General features: G+C 70.9%; 12 protein-coding genes. 10 read left to right on the plus strand and 2 right to left on the minus strand.

Annotated elements, in window-relative coordinates:
* Window positions 1-36: 36 nt before the first annotated feature.
* On the plus strand, window positions 37-255 hold the full coding sequence (locus AB0D59_RS45670; RefSeq protein WP_362577615.1) for an MbtH family NRPS accessory protein: 219 nt from the start codon (window positions 37-39) through the stop codon (window positions 253-255).
* Between the two features lie 43 nt (window positions 256-298).
* Here the strand turns inward: AB0D59_RS45670 and AB0D59_RS45675 are convergent, their stop codons facing one another.
* Window positions 299-619 carry a hypothetical protein gene (locus tag AB0D59_RS45675; protein ID WP_362577616.1) on the minus strand — a complete coding sequence of 107 codons (321 nt, stop codon included), beginning with the start codon at window positions 617-619 and terminating at the stop codon, window positions 299-301.
* A 142-nt stretch (window positions 620-761) separates the two neighbouring features.
* On the opposite strand from AB0D59_RS45675, the gene AB0D59_RS45680 reads away from it, so the two are divergent.
* The 3 genes from AB0D59_RS45680 to AB0D59_RS45690 are packed head-to-tail and all read left to right on the plus strand — an operon-like array spanning window position 762 to window position 5,513.
* Window positions 762-1,721, plus strand: coding sequence for a fatty acid desaturase (locus AB0D59_RS45680; RefSeq protein WP_362577618.1), 960 nt, complete (start codon window positions 762-764; stop codon window positions 1,719-1,721).
* Window positions 1,722-1,766: 45 nt separating this feature from the next.
* Window positions 1,767-5,099, plus strand: coding sequence for an amino acid adenylation domain-containing protein (locus AB0D59_RS45685; protein WP_362577620.1), 3,333 nt, complete (start codon window positions 1,767-1,769; stop codon window positions 5,097-5,099).
* Between the two features lie 57 nt (window positions 5,100-5,156).
* Window positions 5,157-5,513: a winged helix-turn-helix domain-containing protein gene (locus AB0D59_RS45690; protein ID WP_362577622.1), complete on the plus strand. Its 357-nt coding sequence runs from the start codon at window positions 5,157-5,159 to the stop codon at window positions 5,511-5,513.
* Window positions 5,514-5,846: 333 nt separating this feature from the next.
* Here the strand turns inward: AB0D59_RS45690 and AB0D59_RS45695 are convergent, their stop codons facing one another.
* On the minus strand, window positions 5,847-6,890 hold the full coding sequence (locus AB0D59_RS45695; protein WP_362577624.1) for a MupA/Atu3671 family FMN-dependent luciferase-like monooxygenase: 1,044 nt from the start codon (window positions 6,888-6,890) through the stop codon (window positions 5,847-5,849).
* Window positions 6,891-7,111: 221 nt separating this feature from the next.
* Between AB0D59_RS45695 and AB0D59_RS45700 the strand changes: the two genes are divergently transcribed.
* The 6 genes from AB0D59_RS45700 to AB0D59_RS45725 all read left to right on the plus strand — a co-directional run bounded on the left by AB0D59_RS45700 (window position 7,112) and on the right by AB0D59_RS45725 (window position 18,743).
* On the plus strand, window positions 7,112-7,339 hold the full coding sequence (locus tag AB0D59_RS45700) for an MbtH family NRPS accessory protein (protein WP_362577626.1): 228 nt from the start codon (window positions 7,112-7,114) through the stop codon (window positions 7,337-7,339).
* Window positions 7,336-7,593 carry a phosphopantetheine-binding protein gene (locus AB0D59_RS45705; RefSeq protein ID WP_362577628.1) on the plus strand — a complete coding sequence of 86 codons (258 nt, stop codon included), beginning with the start codon at window positions 7,336-7,338 and terminating at the stop codon, window positions 7,591-7,593. Before AB0D59_RS45700 ends, AB0D59_RS45705 begins: the two co-directional genes overlap by 4 nt.
* 565 nt (window positions 7,594-8,158) lie before the next feature.
* On the plus strand, window positions 8,159-9,565 hold the full coding sequence (locus tag AB0D59_RS45710; RefSeq protein ID WP_362577630.1) for an acyltransferase domain-containing protein: 1,407 nt from the start codon (window positions 8,159-8,161) through the stop codon (window positions 9,563-9,565).
* Window positions 9,566-9,570: 5 nt separating this feature from the next.
* Window positions 9,571-12,924 (plus strand): amino acid adenylation domain-containing protein, encoded by a 3,354-nt coding sequence (locus AB0D59_RS45715; RefSeq protein WP_362577632.1) that lies wholly within the window; start codon window positions 9,571-9,573, stop codon window positions 12,922-12,924.
* Window positions 12,917-15,475 carry a beta-ketoacyl synthase N-terminal-like domain-containing protein gene (locus AB0D59_RS45720; protein WP_362577634.1) on the plus strand — a complete coding sequence of 853 codons (2,559 nt, stop codon included), beginning with the start codon at window positions 12,917-12,919 and terminating at the stop codon, window positions 15,473-15,475. The genes AB0D59_RS45715 and AB0D59_RS45720 overlap by 8 nt, the downstream gene beginning before the upstream one ends.
* 22 nt (window positions 15,476-15,497) lie before the next feature.
* A complete protein-coding gene (locus tag AB0D59_RS45725) occupies window positions 15,498-18,743 on the plus strand; it encodes an aminotransferase class III-fold pyridoxal phosphate-dependent enzyme (protein WP_362577635.1) in 3,246 nt (1,081 codons plus the stop codon).
* The last annotated feature ends 31 nt before the right edge of the window (window positions 18,744-18,774 follow it).

The raw sequence follows: 18,774 nt of genomic DNA on the forward strand, positions 1-18,774 counted from the left end.
GCTGACGGGCGTTTGATCGATTCATCAGGAGAATCCGTGGCCAATCCGTTCGACGATGAAGAAGGCGCATGCCTGGTTCTGGTGAACGACGAGAACCAGCATTCGCTGTGGCCCGCCTTCAGCACGGTACCGGCCGGCTGGAAGGTGGTGTACGGCCAGGAGACTCGCAAGAACTGCCTTGAATACGTTTCCGCGCACTGGACGGACATGAGGCCGGCCAGCCTGATCAGGGCGGTGGGCGATGAACCGCGGTAGAGAGGTATGAGGTACGTGGTGACAGACAACGAGTTCCGCAACCCTATGGAACGCACCGGTGGTCAGTAGCGTGCGGACCCTCTTGGACGATACGGGCGTCAGCATCGACGACAATTTCCTGGAAATCGGCGGCAATTCCATTGTCGCCATCCGCCTCGGGTAGATCCTGAGCGAAAAGCTTGGAATACCCCGCACTGTCCGCATCATCTTCAAGAATCTGGTGCTCAGAGACCTCGGCGATGCGCTCAGCGATCTGGCCGGCGAAAAGGCCTGACCGCACCACAGCCGCGGCGCGTATCCCGGCGCCCCGCCGCGTTGCCTCGCCTTGCCACGCAAGCGGAGTGCTCGACACTTCTTCATCCACCCGCCCTCCCTGCCTTCCCTGTCTTCCGGGGGCCGAAGGGCGCCACTTCCAACCTTCGTGCCTCATCCACACGAAGTCGCTGATGCCTGCCCGACTGCCGTAGCGATCTCGCGGGAGGCTGCCACAGGGGAAGGTGCCAAAAATGACTTCCGACGCAAGCACGGCGTCGCCACAGGGCCTGTTCCGACGGGCCAAGGTGAACGCCGTCGACGAGCGGACGTTCATCTTCAAACTCTTTGTCGCGTACGCCCTTTGGGCGCTCGGCGTGGCGCTCGCTCTGTTGACCGGGCTGTGGCCGCTGCGGGTGCTGGGTGTCCTATTGATCGGCGCGATGTACGCACACTGGCTGGAACTGCAACACCAGTGCCTGCACCACTCGGCATTCCGGCGTGCCCGCTGGCACCGGATCGCCGGCGTCCCGCTGGGCGTGCCCATGCTGGTCTCGTACAGCCATTACCGCGTCCTGCATCTGCAGCACCACCGCTATCTGGGCACCGACCAGGACTCGGAGTTCTTCGGCTTCGACTCGCGTCAGCCTGTCACCTGGGGGGCGCTGGTCCGCGAGGCCCTGGCCTTCGGCCGGCTCGGTGGCGCGGTCGCGGACATCGTGCGCGCCTGGACCGGTTCCTGGACCTACGACTCCGGCCAGATCGCACCGGCCCGCAAGCGTGAAGTGGTCGCCGAATACCGGCTGTTCATACTGCCCATCCTCGCGGCCGTCGCGCTCGCCGCGCTCGGCCAGGGCGAACTGGTGCTGTGGGTGTGGCTGTTGCCCCTACTGGTCGCGGTGCCCCTGCACTTCCTCGTCGAACTGCCCGAGCACATCATGTGCGACAACTCCAGCACCGACGTGCTGACCAACACCCGCTCCATCACCGGCAGCTGGTTCAGCACCTGGTACACCAACGGCAACAACCTGCACATCGAGCACCACGCGGCCATGGTCGTCCCGATCAATCAGCTCCGCGAGCGCCACGACCTGACGCTGTCGCACGCGAAGCACACCTCCCCCAGCTATCCGCAGTTCTTCCGCGCCATCGCCAAGGAGGCCGCCGCCAACGGTCGGAAGGCCCGTGCACAGGACGGCACCCGTGCCGAATAGCACAAGTCGCGCATGCATGGGACGCACTCACGAAGGTAGGACGGCATGAGCGACACCTCGGAGCGGCTGCGCGAGCAGTCCCCCGCCCAGAACGCCCTGCACACGCGGCGGCTCGAGGAGCGCACCGCGGCGGCACCGGGCGGGATCACCAGACGCCCGGCGGGCACGGGCGCCCCCCTGTCCTTCGCACAGCAGCGCCTGTGGTTCCTGGACCAGCTCTGCCCCGGGAACGCGGCGTACAACACGCCCTACGCGCTGCGGCTGTCGGGCCCGGTGGACCTGGACACGGCGGTGCGGGCCCTCCAGGCCCTGGTGCGGCGGCACGAGACCCTGCGGACTACCTTCCCCTCGGTCGACGGCGAGCCGGCGCAGACCATCACCCCGGCGGACACCCACGTCTGGGAGCCCCGGGTCGTCGACCTGCGCGGCGCGGACGACGCCGAGGAGCAGGCACGGCGGCTCGCAGCGCAGGACGCGCGGACGCCGTTCGACCTGGGCCGGGGTCCGCTGCTGAGGGTGACACTGGTGGCGCTCACCGAGCGGGAAACCGTCGCGCTGATCAACCTGCATCGCATCGTCACCGACGACTGGTCGATGACGGTACTGACGGACGAGTTCTGCCGTCTGTACGACGCCTTCCGCACCGGCGGCGCCGATCCGCTGCCGCCACTCGCCGTCCAGTACGCCGACTACGCCCACTGGCAGCGCGAGCAGTTCACGGGCGGTGCGGCGAACCGGGTGGCGCACGGGCCGGCGCACTGGCGTGAGCGGTTCAGCGGCGAGCTGCCCAGTCTGCGGCTGCCGACCGACCGCACCCGACCGACCGTGCAGACGTACGCGGGCCGGACCCGGTCCTTCACCCTGTCCGCCGAGGTGGCCGCCGGGCTGCGGGAGCTGGGCGGCGCCGCGAACGCCACCCTGTTCATGACGCTGCTCGCCGGATACGCGGCCCTGCTGCACCGCTACTCGGGCCAGGACGACATCGTGGTGGGCACGTCCGTGGCCAACCGTCACCGGCCGGAGACCGAGCTGCTCGTGGGCCCCTTGGCGAACACCCTGGCCCTGCGCACGGACCTGGCGGGCGACCCGACGTTTGGCGAGCTGCTCGCCCGTACCCGGCAGGCGTGCATCACGGACTTCGCCCATCAGGACGTTCCCTTCGAGCGTGTGGTCGAGGAGGTGCAGCCGGACCGCGATCTCAGCCGCGCCGCCCTGTTCCAGACGATGCTGTCGCTGCACAACGCCCCCCGGCCCACGCCGGATCCGGCGGGGCTGCGCGTCAGCCCGTTCAGCGGCGAGAGCCGGACCACGGCGCTGTACGACCTGAGCCTGCACGTCGTCGACGAGGGCGACCGGCTGCGCTGCGCATGGGAGTTCAACGCCGACCTGTTCGCCGATGCCACCATCGAGCGGATGGCCGCCCACTTCGAACGGCTGCTGCTCGGCGCCGTGGCGGACTCCGATCTGCCGCTGTCCCTGCTGCCGCTGCTCTCGGAGCCGGAGCGGGCCGAGCTCCTGAACCGGGACAACCTGATCTCCGTCGAGGTCGCCCCCGACACGTGTGTGCACCACCTGTTCGAGGAGCACGTCCGCGCCATCCCCGACGCCGTGGCGGTGGTGGACGGCGAGGACCGGGTCAGCTACCGCGAACTCGACCGGCGGGCCGGGATCATCGCCGCCCGGCTGCGCGCGCTCGGCGTCGGCCCGGAGTCCCGAGTGGGGCTCTGCGCGCCGCGCTGCCCCGACTCGGTGGCGGCCCTGCTCGGCGTCCTCAAGGCGGGCGGCGCGTACGTGCCGCTCGATCCGGCCCACCCGGTGGACCGCCTGCGCTACGTGCTCTCGGACGCCTCCGTACGCCTGCTCCTGACCCGCCACGACGTGGTGGCCTCGGTACCCGGGCTCACCGAAGGGGTGAGCGTCGGCTACGTCGACGACTGGCTCGCCGAGGACGCCGTTGCGGCGCAGGACGAGCCGGCCGCCGTCCCGCCGGTGCGGCACGCCGAACCGAACGCGGACAACCTGGCGTTCCTCGTGTACACCTCGGGCTCGACCGGCCGGGCCAAGGGGGCGATGCTCACCCATGGTGCCCTGATGAGCGCCTTCCGCTCCTGGGAGCGGGTCTACGGCCTGGGCACGGTGGTGCGCCGGCATCTCCAGGCCGCGAACATCGCCTTCGACGTGTTCACCGGCGACATGGTCCGCGCGCTGTGCTCCGGCGGCACGCTGGTGCTCTGCCACCGTGAAGCGCTGCTGGATCCGGCGCGGCTGTACACGCTGCTCCAGCGGGAGCGGATCGACTTCGCCGACCTCGTCCCGGTCGTCATCCGCCGGCTCAGCGCCTATGTGGCCGAGCAGGGGCGGATGCTGGACAACTTCAAGGTGCTGGCCGTCGGCGCGGACATCTGGTTCATGCAGGATTACTGGAACCTGGCGAAGCTGTGTCCTCCCCGCACCCGGCTGGTCAACTCGTACGGCATCACCGAATCGACCGTGGACAGCGGCCTGTTCGAGACTCCGATGCCCGAGCGCGGTGACGAGGAGCCGGTGCCGATCGGACGCCCGCTGCCCAACACCCAGTTCTACGTGCTCGACAACCGGCTCCAGCCGGTGCCCTTTGGAGTGAACGGCACCCTCTACATCGGCGGCCTGGCCCTGGCCCGCGGCTACGTGGGGCGCCCCGAGCTCACCGCCGAGCGGTTCCTTGCACACCCCTTCTCGGAGAGGCCGGGTGCCCGCCTGTACAACACCGGCGACCTGGCGCGGATGCTTCCCACGGGTGACGTGGAGGTGCTGGGCCGGGTGGACCGGCAGGTCAAGCTGCGCGGCTTCCGGATCGAGCTGGAGGAGGTCGAGTCGGTGCTCGGCCAGCACCCGGACGCCCAGGACGCCGCCGTGATCGTCCGGGAGGACGCCCTGGGTGAGCGGCGCCTGGCCGGCTATGTCGAGCCGCGAGCGGGACGCAGCCCCGACCCGGTCGCTCTTCTGCAGTACCTGCGCACCCAACTGCCCTACTACATGGTGCCGTCCACCATCACGCTGCTCGAACGGATACCGCTGAACGCGAACGGCAAGCACGACCGCAAGGCTCTGCCCGCTCCGGCGCCCGTGGCGGATGCGGTCGAGCGGCCTGCCGCCGGGTTCGCCACCGCCACGCAGGAGCGCGTAGCGCGGATCTGGGCAGAGGCGCTGGGGGCCGACGTGGTCACCGCCGAGGACGACTTCTTCCGGCTCGGCGGAGACAGCCTGCTGGCGCTGCGGATCCTGTTCGCACTGCGCCGAGCTTTCGGCGTGGACCTGCCACTGATCACCCTGTTCGCGGCGACGACGGTGGAGGAGCTGGCCCGCCGCGTCGACCTCGCCGCGTCGACACCCGCTTGATCCGGGGCCCCTCCCGGGGCCTCCCGGCTCCGGACGGGAGCACCGCAGGCGGTCCTGTTGACGGGCGCGACCGGCCAACGCCGGCGCCGTGCCTGGCGGGAGGGCGGGATGGATGCTCTCGCCCCGGCGGGACCGCCGAGGCTTCCCAAGCTGTCCGATGGCCAGTTCGCCGAGCTGGAGGAGGAGTCGGCCCTGGGGCCGGCCGAGTACGGCTGGGAAGACCAGCGTTGGACTACGGCCCGGATCAGAACGCTGATCGCCTGGAGGTTCGGCATCGACTGCTCGATGGCGGCGGTGTGGCGGGTGGCGCACCAGCACGGCTGGTATCGGCATTGTCCTGCCCGCCGGGCTATGGAGCGCGACGAGCACGCGGTCGAGCTGTGGACAAAGGACGTGTGGCCGCAGGTGGAATGACTGCGGCGGCGCTGGGGGGCCTTCATCGTCTTCGAGGACGAGGACGAGGACGAGGACGAGGATGGGTTCTCGATGACACCGCCGCGCGCCCGCACCTGGGGCCGACGGGGCCGCACGCCCGTGGTGCGGGTGCGGGGCCGGTCCTGGCGCCGCTGGTCGATCGCCGGGATGTGCTGCTGTCGGCCCCGCGAGGCGTCCCGGCTGACCTACCGGCCGCTCGGCGCGGGTCGGCCACTCGGTCGGCAGCCGGCACTTCGGCGGGTCGGCCTCGGCGCGGGCACGGTGGAACCGCACCCTGGCCGGGCGACCGCGGCGGCATGGGAAGGATCGGGGTCAGATCGTGCGCTGGTCGGGCGCGTCGGCGCCGCACGCGTCCTGCAGTCGCTTGAGATAGGTCAAGCCGGTCATGACCTCGTCCGTCGGCAGTCCGAAGTCGATGAGACACGCGATCTCGTCCACGCCGAGCTCCGCGAGCCGCGCCACGACCTGCTCGCCCTTGTCGACCGAGCCGAGCAGGCCGACGTTGTCGAAGTAGTGCTCGAAGGCCCGCTCGACGAGCATGTCGATCTCGTCCGGCTCCAGGTCTCCGGTGCTGAGGTCCGACGTCAGGATGAGCCCGAGTGAGCTGCGCATGTAGTCGCTCAGCGACGGCCGGACCAGCTCTCGGACCATGTCGGTGTCCTCGCCGAGGTACGTGTGCACCATCACCGCGACGTGGCCCGGCCAGCCGGCGTCGGACGCGGCCTTGCGGTACTCGGCGATCTTGTGCGCCAGCTGTTCGGGACTCTGGCCGAGCAGGTGGGTGAGGAGCCCGGCTCCGATCCGGCCGGCGCTCCGGAAGGTCTCGACGTCGCCGACACTGGCGACCCAGATCGGCAGGTCGGTCTGGACCGGCGGCGGGAACGACCGCACCTTCACCGGGTTCCCCGCGCCGTCGGTGACCTCGATCGCCTCGCCGCGCCACAGGGCACGCACCTGCTCGATCCGCTCGTACATCTCCGTCCGGCGGTTCGTGTAGGCGGCCGGATTCAGGGCGAAGTCGACGGCGTGCCAGCCGGAGGCGAAGGACACCCCGACTCGGCCCCGGGAGATGTTGTCCACCACAGACCACTCCTCGGCGATCCGCAGCGCGTGGTGCAACGGTGCCACGACGCTGCCCGCCCGGATCTTGACACGCTCCGTCGTCGCGGCGATCGCCGCACTGGTCACCGAGGGGTTCGGATAGGTCCCACCGAAGGGGTGGAAATGGCGTTCCGGGGTCCACACCGCCGCCAAGCCGTTCTCGTCGGCGAAGCGGGCGCCTTCGAGCAGCAACCGGTACCGGTCGGCCTCGGCGCCTCCGCTGTCGTTGGCGAAATAGAAGAGGCTGAGATCCATAGTGCGTTCTCCCCAGCGGATACGGTTCGGAGTCGGGGGTGTGTGGCGAATATCGGTCAGTAAATGCGCCCGCTCCTGATTGATAGCACCCTCGTTCTTCGCGGACACACTCACCGCGGACCGCGGTGGAAAACGGCCGACGGAGTGTTGTCTCGCCGGCGAGACAAGCGCACGATGGACACGTCCTTCGGGAAATCAGGTTTCGTTCACACAGGAGAGCCGTGGCCAATCCGTTTGAAGACGAGGAAGGCGTTCATCTGGTCCTGGTCAACGGCGAGGAGCAGTACTCGCTGTGGCCGGCGTCCCATGCCGTGCCCGCCGGCTGGTCGGTCGCGCACGACGCGGACACGCGGGCGAACTGTCTTGAATACGTGTCCGCACACTGGTCGGACATGCGGCCTGCCAGCCTGCGAGAGCTGACCGATGACGTGCGAGAGGTGGTCAGGTGACGGTCGACAACGGGTTCCGTAACCCCATGGACGAGCTGGTGGTCGGCAAGGTGCGGGAGCTTCTGGGGAATCCGGGCATCGGCGTCGGCGACGACTTCCTGGCCGTCGGCGGCAACTCCATCATCGCCGTCCGCCTCGGCCAGGCCCTCCGCCAGGAGCTCGGGATATCCCGGATCACGGGCGTCATCCTCAAGAACCCGTTGCTCAGCGACCTCAGCGACGTGCTGAGCGAACTGGTCGGCAAGGCGTCCTGACCATGTCGTGACGGTCGCGTCCGGGCGGTGTCCCGGGTGCGACGCCGCCGTGACGCGACCGACGGCGCGCGTGGCTTCGGGACGGAACGTGGATCCGCCGCTAACCCGGTGACTGGGTTCTGTGGTTCGATTCCTCGTGCCAGGTAAGTCGCATCAGCATCAGGAGGCTGAGACAGAAATCCTGTCTCGCCGGCAAGACATCGAGCCGATGTCACCTTGCGGTGGACGGTTTCCCGGCCCCATATGTTCGTGGTTCGGTGATAGCGCCCTCGGTCAACGGCGCTTCGACCTCTTCTGGAAATCGGCGTCATCCCATTCCAGCCCGTTGGATGTCGTCGCGGGTTCACGTGACTGACTTTTTCCAGACTTGATAGATCGGTTGGAGTTCCTTCGTGCCCGGAATGCCGTACAACAATGTTCAGGTCATGTCGGATTCAGACGGTGATCCCTCAACCGGAAGTCATTCCCGAACGGTCGCCGCATCGTCGGCGCAGCGACGGATGCATTTCTCCTGGATCCTGCGACCAGATGACACCCGGCCGGTGCTGCGGCGCAGGGGGACCTCGTGACGGCGGCCGGAACCCGGCCGTGGACCGGGTTCCTGTTTTCAGGGCAGAGCTCCGAGTACGTCGGCATGGGAGTCGAGCTCCATCGCGAGCACCCGTTGTTCCGCGCGGGCATCGACCGGCACGCCGATCAGTTCCGCCGGCTCACCGGCGTCGGTCCGCTCGACGTGTTCGCCGACCCGGCCGCCCAGACTCGGGCCGAGCTGCTCCAGCCCGCGGTCTTTCTGCTGCAGGTCGCGTTGGCGGAGTTCTGGACCTCGTGCGGGGTGCGGCCGGACGCGGTGGTCGGCCACAGTCTCGGCGAATACGCGGCCGCCTGTGTGGCGGGGGTGTTCGGCGTCGAGGAAGGGCTCGAACTCGTCAGCGCCCGCGGCCGGGCCTTCGCGGCCGTGCCCGGCGCCGGCCGGATGGTCGCCGTGGGCGGTCCTGACCCGGCGGAGCTGGAACGCCTGGTCGCGGCACACGGCGGCGCGGCGTCGGTGGCCGCGTACAACGCCCCGGAGCGGATCGTCGTCTCGGGGACCGACACAGCGATGGGGGAGTTGGTGGCGGCGTTCGAGCGGCGAGGCTGGCTGACGATCCCGCTGGAGACCACCCACGCCTTCCACTCGACGCTGGTCGCCCCGGCCGTCCCGGAGCTGGTCGCGGCGGCGGGCCGGATCCGGCACCGGACCCCGGCCGTGCCGCTGGCGTTGAACCTCACCGGGGGTTTGGCCGCGGGCGGGGAGCTCGGCGCGGAGTACTGGGGCCGGCAGCTCACCTCACCGGTCAGGTTCATGGCGGGAGTCCGGGCACTGATGGACGGCGGCTGCACGGTCTTCTTGGAGGTGGGGCCCGGACGGACGCTGACCACGGCCGGCCGGGCGCAGAGCGACGGGAGTGAGCTCTGGCTGGCGGGGTTGTCGCCTCGGACACCGGATTCGGTGACGGTCTTGGAGCACCTGACTCGGTTGGAGGAGGCGGGGATTCCGGTCGACTGGGTGAGGTACCACGCGCCGTTCCGCGCGATGGGGCGGACGGTCGGTGATCGGCCGGGAGCGGATCGGCCGGCTCCGGCGCCGTCCACCGAGCTGCCGTTCCGGGTCGAGCGAGTCGTGATCCACGAGTCGGCGAGCGCTGCGGGGTCCGGAGTCGCGGTGGTCCGGCACCGGGTGGGTGAGACGGCGCGAGAGGTCGTCGACGTCTCGGTCGTCGACGACGCAGGCCGGCTGGTCGTCGAGGTCTTCGGGCTAGAGCTCGGGGCGGGGACCGGTGAGGCGGTGGGCGGGCCGGACCAGCTCTCGCCTGAGGAGGCGGAGCGGCTGTTGGCCTCGCTCGACGCGCTGACCGAGGACCAATTGCACGCCCTCCTGCCTCTGTGGGCAGGCCCAGGCGCTTCCACCCCCGTCGGATCGACCGAGGAGTGACACGCATGACTGACTACGACCTCCGGAAGAAGCTGGAGGCGGCGCTTCGGGTACGGGCCGGACAGGCGCTTACCGAGCATCCGCTCTCGTACGCGCAGAGCTCATTGTTGATGCTGCATCAGATGGACCCGGACAGCGCGTCCTACAACGTCGCTCTCACCGCCCGGTTCACCGGCGGATTCGACTCCGCCGCGTTCCACAGCGCGCTGCAGTCGCTCGTCGGGCGGCACGCGGCGCTGCGGACCACCTTCAGCCGGGCGGGCGCCGACGACGGGGACGGCCCCGCGGGCCGTCAGACCGTTCACGGCTGGCTCGAACCCGACTTCGCCGAGCTGGACGCGCGTCAGTGGACTGAAGGAGAACTCCAGGAGGCGGTGCGTGCCGCCTATCGCGAGCCGTTCGCCCTCGTGACCGGGTCGCCCCTTCGAGCGCGGACATACCGGGTGGCGCCCGGAGAAGCGGTCGTTCTGCTGGCAGCCCACCATGTGGTGTGCGACTTCTGGTCGCTCGGCACCATGCTGGCCGAACTCGAGCAGCTCTACGCCGCCGAGGCCGAACGGCGCCCGGCGGGGCTGTCCGGGCGCAACAAGCCGTACAGCGACTTCGTCGCGTATCAGCGTGAGCTGATCGCCGACGATCGGGGCGCCCGGGCCCGCGCCTACTGGCACTCCCAGTTGTCCGGTCAGTTGGAGCCGGCCGAATGGCCCCGGTTCGATCTGGACCCGGCGGACGCCGACGGCGGCGGTTCGCTCATGTTCCCCATCCCCGCGAACCTCGCTGCGGACGTGTTGGCGCTGGCCAAGGCGGAAGCGGTCACGCCCTACGTGGTATTGCTGACGGCCTTTCAGGTCCTGGTCGGCCGCTACACCGGCCGGCGTGACGTGCTCGTCGGGAGCCCGTTCGCCGGCCGCACCGACCCGGAGCTGTCCGAATGCGTCGGGAACTTCATGAACCCCGTCGTGCTGCGTGCGGACCTGAGCGACGCGGTCTCGTTCCGCGAGCAGCTCGGCCGGACCCGCCGCACCGTCGCCGAGGCGTTCGAGCACCAGGACTATCCGTTCGAGCTGCTCGTCAGCGAGCTGGCGCCGCGCCGGGCCGATGGCCGCAATCCGATCTTCCAGACGATGTTCATCTATCAGAAGTCCAGTCGGCATCCGGCGCACGCCGCCCTCCACGTGGCCGACGAGGGAGCGTCCCCGGCCGCCTGGGCCGGACTGACCGCGGCGCCGTTCCCGCTGGACAAGCAGGACGACCAGCTCGAGCTCACGCTTGAGGTCGTCCACGACGGCGACCGGCTCGTCGGAGTGCTCAAGTACCGCAAGTCCGTCTTCTCCGCCGCCGCGGTCGGCCGTGCCGCTGAGCACTACACGACGCTGTTGCGGGCCGCGGTCGCCGGCCCTGACCGCAGTGTGGCGGATCTGCCGATCCTGAGCGAGGCCGGGCACGGCGTCGACCGGCACCCCGTGCCGGTGTCCGTCGCGTCGGACGACAGCTTGGCGGCCCGCTTCCGGCAGGCCGCGGAGCAGCACGCCCATCGAACGGCAGTGCGCTGCGATGGAGACGAGCTCACGTATGCCGAGCTCGACGAGCTGGCCGGGCGCTGGACAACTCGGCTGCGGGCCGAGGGCGTCGGGCCGGGCAGCCGGGTCGCCCTCCTGCTCGAGCCCTCCCTCGACACGGTGGCCGCGATCGTCGCGGTCCAGCGGGCCCAGGCGGCCTACGTGGTCCTGGACCCGTCCTGTCCCGTGGCATGGTGCCGGACGGTGCTCGAGGACAGCGGAGCGCACGTGGTGCTCACCCAGCCGGACCTGGCCGGTCTGCTGGACGGTGCCGCGGTGCCGGTCCTGGTCATGCCGGAGACCGAGCTGCCGCCGGCCGGCGAGCCAGGCGACCTGCCGCGAGCCGACGACGTGGCCTACACCGTCTACGCCTCCGGCTCGACCGGGACGCCCCAGGGGATCGACATCGAGCACGGCAACGTCCTGGCGCTGCTGGAGTCGATGCGCGAGCACGTCGTCATCGACGAGACCGCGGTCGGGGCGTTCTTCCACCCGGCCGGTTCCGATCTGTCGCTGTGGGGCACCTTGCTGGCCGGGGCGTGCCTGGTCGTCGTGGAGTCGGGGGCGGCCCGATCGCCTGACCTCTTCCACAAGCTGCTCGTCCAGGAACGGGTCACACACATGGTCCAGACCCCCTCCGCCCTGCACGGCTGGTCCGCCGTGGTCCGGCGGACCGGGGCCGAGGGTCTGGCGCTGAGGCACGTCTTCTCGTGTGGCGAGCCGCTGCCCGCGCCGCTCGCCCGGACCGTCCGCGAGTGGTGCGGGACGCTGTGGAACGTGTACGGCCCGGCCGAGACCACGCTCTGGGCCACTGCGCAGCCCGTCCGGCCCGAAGACTGCGTGGGAACCAGCGTGCCGGTCGGACTCCCGTTGGCGAACGCCCGGGTACACGTCCTCGACGAGCACGGGCAGCCCGTGCCGCCGGAGTTCACCGGCGAACTGCACATCGGCGGACAGTGCGTCAGCCGGGGTTACGTCAACCAGTCGCAGCTGACGAAGGAACGCTTCCTCGACAGCCCGCTCGAGCCGCAGGGCCGGCTGTACCGCACCGGCGATCTGGCGCGGGTCAACACCCGGGGGCAACTGGAAATCCTGGGACGTGCCGACAACCAGGTGACGATCAGCGGGTTCCGGGTCGAGCTGGAAGGCGTGGAAGCCGAGCTGGACAAGGTGCCCGGTGTCAGAAGGTCGACGGCGTTGGTCGTCGGCGCGGGCGTCGACGACAGCCGCCTCGTCGCCTGCGTGATTCCCGAGCCGGGGTGGAACTTGACGGAAAGCGCCCTGACAGCGGAGTTGCGTGCCACGCTGCCGCCTTCCATGGTGCCCACCGCGATCGGGTTCTTCGACGCGTTCCCGCTCAACGCCAGTCAGAAGGTCGACTGCGCGCGACTGGCCGCGCACTTCGCGAGCGTGGCCGCTCGAACCGGCGTCGCCGGGGCGCTGAGCGACCACGAGCGCCGGGTGACGGCCGTTTGGCAGCAGGTGCTGCAGCGCCAGGACATCGGCCGCGAGGACAACTTCTTCGATCTCGGCGGCAACTCCATGCTGCTGATGCAAGTTCACGAACTGCTCGCCGGCGACGCCGCAGGCCCGCCGTTGAAGGGGTCCGAGCTGTTCCGCTATCCGACCGTGGCCAGTCTGGCCGCGCGCCTCGGCCGGGCCGATGCCGCGCCCGCCGTCGTCGGCGGAGGCGAGGGCCGCGACCGGGATCGGACGTCGAGCCGACGCATCCGACTGACGGACGACACGGTCCGCGGCGCGCGCCTGCGGGCCCGGGAACGGGGAGGGAAGAATGCCTGATGCCGACGAGACCGACGTGACGATCCGGTCGAACGACGTGGCCGTGATCGGGATGTGCGGCCGGTTTCCCGGCGCCCCCGACCTGGACGCGTTCTGGAGCCGGCTGCGGGCCGGAGACGAACTGCTGACCACCTACACCGACGACGAACTCGTCGCGGCCGGTGTGCCCGAGCGGGTACTCCGCGATCCGCGTTACGTCCGGCGAGCGGCCGTCCTGCCCGACGCCTTCGACTTCGACCCCGAGTTCTTCGGCTGTACCCGGCGCGAGGCAAAGCTGATCGATCCCCAGCAGCGGATCATGCTGGAGGTCGCGTGGGAACTGCTCGACACCATCGGCTACTCCGGCGGGGCCGGCGATCAGGCGGTCGGGGTGTTCGCCGGCGCGGCGATGAACACGTACCTGACGAACGTCGTGGCCCGGTCCTGCGACCTGCTGACCTACGACGGCATCGAGCTCATGGTCGCCAACGACAAGGACTATCTGACCACGCGGATCTCCTACAAGCTGGGCCTGAAGGGGCCGAGCGTCGCCGTGCAGACCGCCTGTTCGACATCGCTGGTCGCGGTGCACGTGGCCGCGCAGAGCCTGATCGCGGGGGAATGCGACATCGCGCTGGCCGGCGGCGTCTCGGTGATCGCCAACGCGTATCCGGGCTATATATACGGCGAGGGGATGATGTTCTCCCCGGACGGCCGGTGCCGTCCCTTCGACGCGGACGCCGCCGGCACCACGTTCGGCGACGGCGTCGGCCTGGTGGCCCTGAAGCGGCTGGCCGAGGCGATCGAGGACGGCGACCGGATCCTGGCCGTGCTGAAGGGCTCGGCGGTCAACAACGACGGGTCCGACAAGATCGGCTACACCGCCCCGAGCGTCGAAGGGCAGCGGGCGGTGATCGGCGAGGCGCACGCGGTCGCCGGGGTGGACAGCGACACCATCACGTACGTCGAGGCGCACGGGACCGCGACCGCCCTGGGCGACCCCATCGAGTTCACCGCTCTCAGCGAGGCCTTCGCCGGCGGCGGCGCCCAGCCCGGGCAGTGCGCGCTGGGCTCGGTCAAGGCGAATGTCGGGCACCTGGCCGCCGCCGCCGGGATCACCGGGTTCATCAAGACGGTGCTGGCCCTGCGGCACCGGGAGATCCCCGGCCACCCGACCTTCACCCGGCCCAACCCGGAGATCGAGCTGGCCGGCAGCCCGTTCCACATCAATACTCTGCCGATGGCATGGCAGCCGGGCCCGACCCCGCGGCGGGCCGCGGTCAGCTCGTTCGCCATCGGCGGCACCAACGTGCACGTCGTGTTGGAGGAGGCGCCACCGCTGCCCGCGCGGCCGACGCCGGACGCCGGTCCCCGGCTGCTCGCGGTGAGCGCCAAGAGTGACCGGGCGCTGCGCGAGCTGGCCGGCCGGCTGGCCGACGTGCTGGCGCGGCCGGACGCCCCCGACCTCGCCGACGCCGACTACACGCTGCGGGCCGGCCGGCGCGGGTTCGCGCATCGCCGCGCGGTCGTCGCGGACGACCACGCCACCGCCGTGGCCGGACTGCGGGCGATCGCCGCGGGGGCCGCGGCGGCGCCGACGGCGGAGGCCGCCCCGGCCGTGTCGTTCCTGTTCGGCGAGGTCCCGGTCGAGGATTTCCGGGTGCTGGCCGAGCGAGTGCCGGCCGTGGCCGACATCGCGCAGCGGTCCATCGACAGCGCCCTGATCGGCGCGCAGAGTCCGCCGGCCGCGCGGGTGACCGCCGGACTGGTGCTCGCGACGCTGTGGGCCGAATCCGGCGCGCGGCCCGACGCGGTCGGCGGCGCCGGAGCCGGTGAAGTCCTCGCGGCCTGCTTCAGCGGGGTCCTCGACGAGACCGAGGCGCTGGCCCTGCTGTCCTGGCGGGCCGGGCTGCTCGACGGCCCGCCGGAGGTGCGGCCGCGGGTCCCGCGCGTCCCGGTCCTGTCGGCCGTCGTGGGCGGCGAGCTGCCCGAGTCGCGCGCCCTCGACCCGCTGCACTGGACTCGGGACGTGTGGGAGGGCGGCCGGCTGGCCGAGGCCTTCGGGGGCCGGACTGCTGACGGGGCGACGGTGGTCGTCATCGGAACCCCGGCTGAACCGCTGCCGGGGGACTTCGGCCCGGACGGCGGCTCCGAGTCGTCGCCGGTGGCGCGGCTGCTCCACGACGCGGCCCGACTGTGGACCGCGGGTGTGCCGGTGGACTGGTCGCACTGGTCCGGCCAGGAGCCCCACCGGGTCCCGCTGCCGGCACATCCGCTGTATCGCAGCAGGCTGCGGCTGGACGAACCGGACCAGGCGCCGCCGGCGGCCCCCGCCGGCCCGCCGCGCGGCGAGGAGCTGAAGCGGCTGCTGGCGAAGCTGTGGACCGAGGTGCTGCGCACCGAGGTCGACCGCTACGACCAGAGCATCTTCGACATCGACGACGACTCGGTGCTCGCCGTGCGGCTCGCCCGCCGGATCGGGACGGAGCTCGGCGTCCCCCTGCCGACGATCGATCTGCTGAGGAACCCGACGATCGACCGCCTGGCGGCGCACCTGGCCCGGGTCGGCTGACGTGAACCACGAGGAGAACACCGTGGAGCCACTGCTCCCAGAGGTCGTCGCGATGGTCGGCGGCTATTTCGACATCCGGCCGGACGCGCTGGATCCGGACGTCTCGTTCACCGAACTCGGTGCGGACTCGATGGCGCTGCTCGGCATGCTGCGGCTGGTCGAGGAACGCTTCGGCTGCAAGGTCTCGCTCCGGCAGCTGTTCGGCGACATCCAGACGCCTGCCGCGCTGGCGGCGCACCTGGCGGCGAACGCGTCGGCCAGGACGCCGGAGGCTGCGGCGACCCCGGCCACCGGTGCTGTGATCGCCGCGGCCGTCGACGTGCCGCAGACCCCCGCACCCGCGCCGGTGGCGCCGGTTTCGGCCGACACCGTGTCGGCGCCCGGAGCCACGACGGCAGTCGAGCGGCTGATCACCGAACAGCTCGCCGTCATGCGAAGCCAGCTCGAACTCCTGGCGGTCGGTGCCGCCTCGGGCGCCGGACCGGTCGTCGTCGAACCGGCGCCCGCAGCCCGTCCGGCAGGGCGACCGGCCTCATCCCGGCCGGCCGCCCCGCTCGCACCCGGTGCGCGCGGCGGAGCCGGCCTCGTGGAGTCGGAGGAGCGTGTCCGGTATCTCAAGGTCCTGGCCGAGCGGTTCGGCAGCAGGACGAAGGGCTCGAAGGAGTTCGCCCAGCGGTTCCGCCCGCTGATCGCCGACAGCCGCTCGTCCATCGGCTTCCGGCCGACGACCAAGGAGATGCTGTACCCGATCGTCGCCGAACGCGGGCAAGGCGCGCGGCTGTGGGACATCGACGGCAACGAGTACGTCGACCTCACCCTGGGTTGGGGCGTCCACCTCCTCGGGCACAACCCGCCCGCCGTCATGGCGGCCCTGCGCGAGCGGCTGGACCTCGGCTTCGTCATCGCCTCGCGCACCGAGGTGGTCGAGGAGGTCGCCGCCGGCCTGATCGAACTCACCGGCATGGAGCGGGTCGCCTTCCTGAACACCGGCACCGAAGCGGTCATGACCGCCCTGCGCATCGCCCGGACCGCGACCGGCCGCGACGACGTCGTGGTCTTCTCCACCGCCTACCACGGTCACGCGGACAGCGTGCTCGCCGCGGCCTCCTCCGAGAACGGCGTGCGGACCACCCGGCCGATCACCTCGGGCATCCCGGCGCGCGCGGTGGAGAACGTGCACGTGCTCGAATTCGGCACCGACGAGGCCCTGGAGTTCATCGACAGGCACGGTCCGCGGCTCGCCGCGGTGATGACCGAGCCGGTGACCCTCCGCACCCCCGGAGTGCAGAACCCTGAGTTCCTGCGCCGGGTTCGGGAGATCACCCGGCGGCACGGCACGAAGCTGATCTTCGACGAGATGGTGACCGGTTTCCGCTGCCACCCGGCCGGTGTCCAGGGGCTCTACGGCATCGAGGCCGACCTGGCCACGTACGGCAAGATCATCGGCGGCGGCATGCCGATCGGCGTGATCGCCGGCCGGGGCGGGATCATGGACACGATCGACGGCGGCGTGTGGGACTTCGGCGACGACTCCCGCCCGACCGCGGAGTCCACCTTCTTCGCCGGCACGTTCAGTCAGCATCCGATGACCATGGTGGCGGCCCGGGCGGTTCTGGACCACCTTCGCGGCGAGGGCCCGGCCCTGCAGCGGGACCTCGATCGCAGGACCGAGGCGTTCGTCGACGGGCTGAACGCCGACTTCCACGAGCTCGACGTGCCGATCGAGGTCCGCCGGTTCTCCTCGTTCTTCCGGTTCGAGCACGAACAGAACATGGACCCCCTGTACTTGAACCTGCTCGACCGCGGCGTGTTCGTCTGGGAGCTGCGCAACTTCTTCCTGTCCACGGCGCACGAGCAGGCCGACCTCGACCACATCCGGGCAGCGGTCCGCGACTCGATCACCGAGCTGCGGGAGCACGGTGTGCTCGGCCCCGGCCGGGCGGCCCCGGCCGGGGCCGTGGTGTCGCCGCCCGCGCCGCGCAGCACCCTCGCGCAGCGGCAGCAGGCGGCACTGGACGAGGGCGGCGTGCCGGCGTATCAGATGTCCGTCGGCTTCTGGCTGGACGGTCGGCTGGACCGGGACGCGCTGCGCGGCGCCGTGCAGGGCCTGGTCGCGCGGCACGAGACCTTGCGGACCACGCTCGCTGCCGACGGCGTGACGCTCGTCGTGCATCCTGCTGCGAAGACGGTGCTGGACGAGGTTCTGACCGAACACGTCTGCCCGGATGACGACGACCTCGACCGCTTCCGGCAGTCCTGGGCCGAGCAGCGGCTCGACCTCGCGGCCGGGCCGGTGTTCCGCGCCGCGATCGTGCAGACCGCTCCGGAGCGGCATCTGCTGCTGATCTCCGGGGCGCACGCCGCGGTGGACGGCTGGTCGTTCAGCGTCCTGGTCGACGACCTCGTCGCGCTGTACAACGCCGGCTGTCAGGATGTCAGGCCCCTGCTGCCGCCCGCGGCGCAGTTCCGGGACTACGCCGCGTGGCACGAGCGGATCGCCGGCGGCCCCGACGCCGCCGAGCACCGGGACTACTGGCGCACTCTGCTCCAGGGCGCGGCGGCTCCGGAACTGCCCGAGTCCGGAACGTCCGGGCCCTTCCCCTACAGGGCGGTGCGGCACAGCGTCCGGCTCGACTCCGAGTTCTGCGACCGGATGCGCGGCACCGCCCGAGAGCAGGGCGCGACGGTGTTCGCCTACCTGGTCGCGGCCTGGGGCGCCGTGCTGCACCAGGTGACGGGGCAGGACGACATCGTCGTCCCGGTCCTGGCCGCCCGCCGCCCGCCGGAACTGGACCAGGTGGTCGGGTACTGCTCGAACCTGCTGCCGCTGCGTCTGCGACGGACGGCGGACGTCCTGGCCGCGGACTACGTGGCCGACGTCATGGAACACCTCGTGACCGGGCTCGAGACCCAGGACCACCCGTTCGCCGACCTGATCACGGAGCTCACGCCCGGAAGCGGTTTGCGCGCCGACCTGCTCGCGACGTCCATCTCGTTCTACCGCCGCGTGGCGGCGCCCCCGATGGACGGGCTCACGGTGTCGGAGGCCGACCCGCTGCCGATCATTCACACCGGCCACCCCCTGGCGCTGAACATCATCGAGGGCGCGGACGGTTTCCGGTGCGACTTCGAGATCGCGGCGGACGTCGTCGCCCCCGACCTCGCCGCCGACGTCGCGCGCCGCTACCAGAACCTGCTCGCCGGCCTGGTCGCGCACGGCGAGCGCCCACTGGCCCAGCTGGACCGGCCCGACCATGACGACCTCTGAGCACCACCCCGGACACGACCACGACAGCCCT

Origin of the sequence: Streptomyces sp. NPDC048417, assembly GCF_040651615.1 — a bacterium.
In the GTDB taxonomy this organism is placed as follows: domain Bacteria; phylum Actinomycetota; class Actinomycetes; order Streptomycetales; family Streptomycetaceae; genus Streptomyces.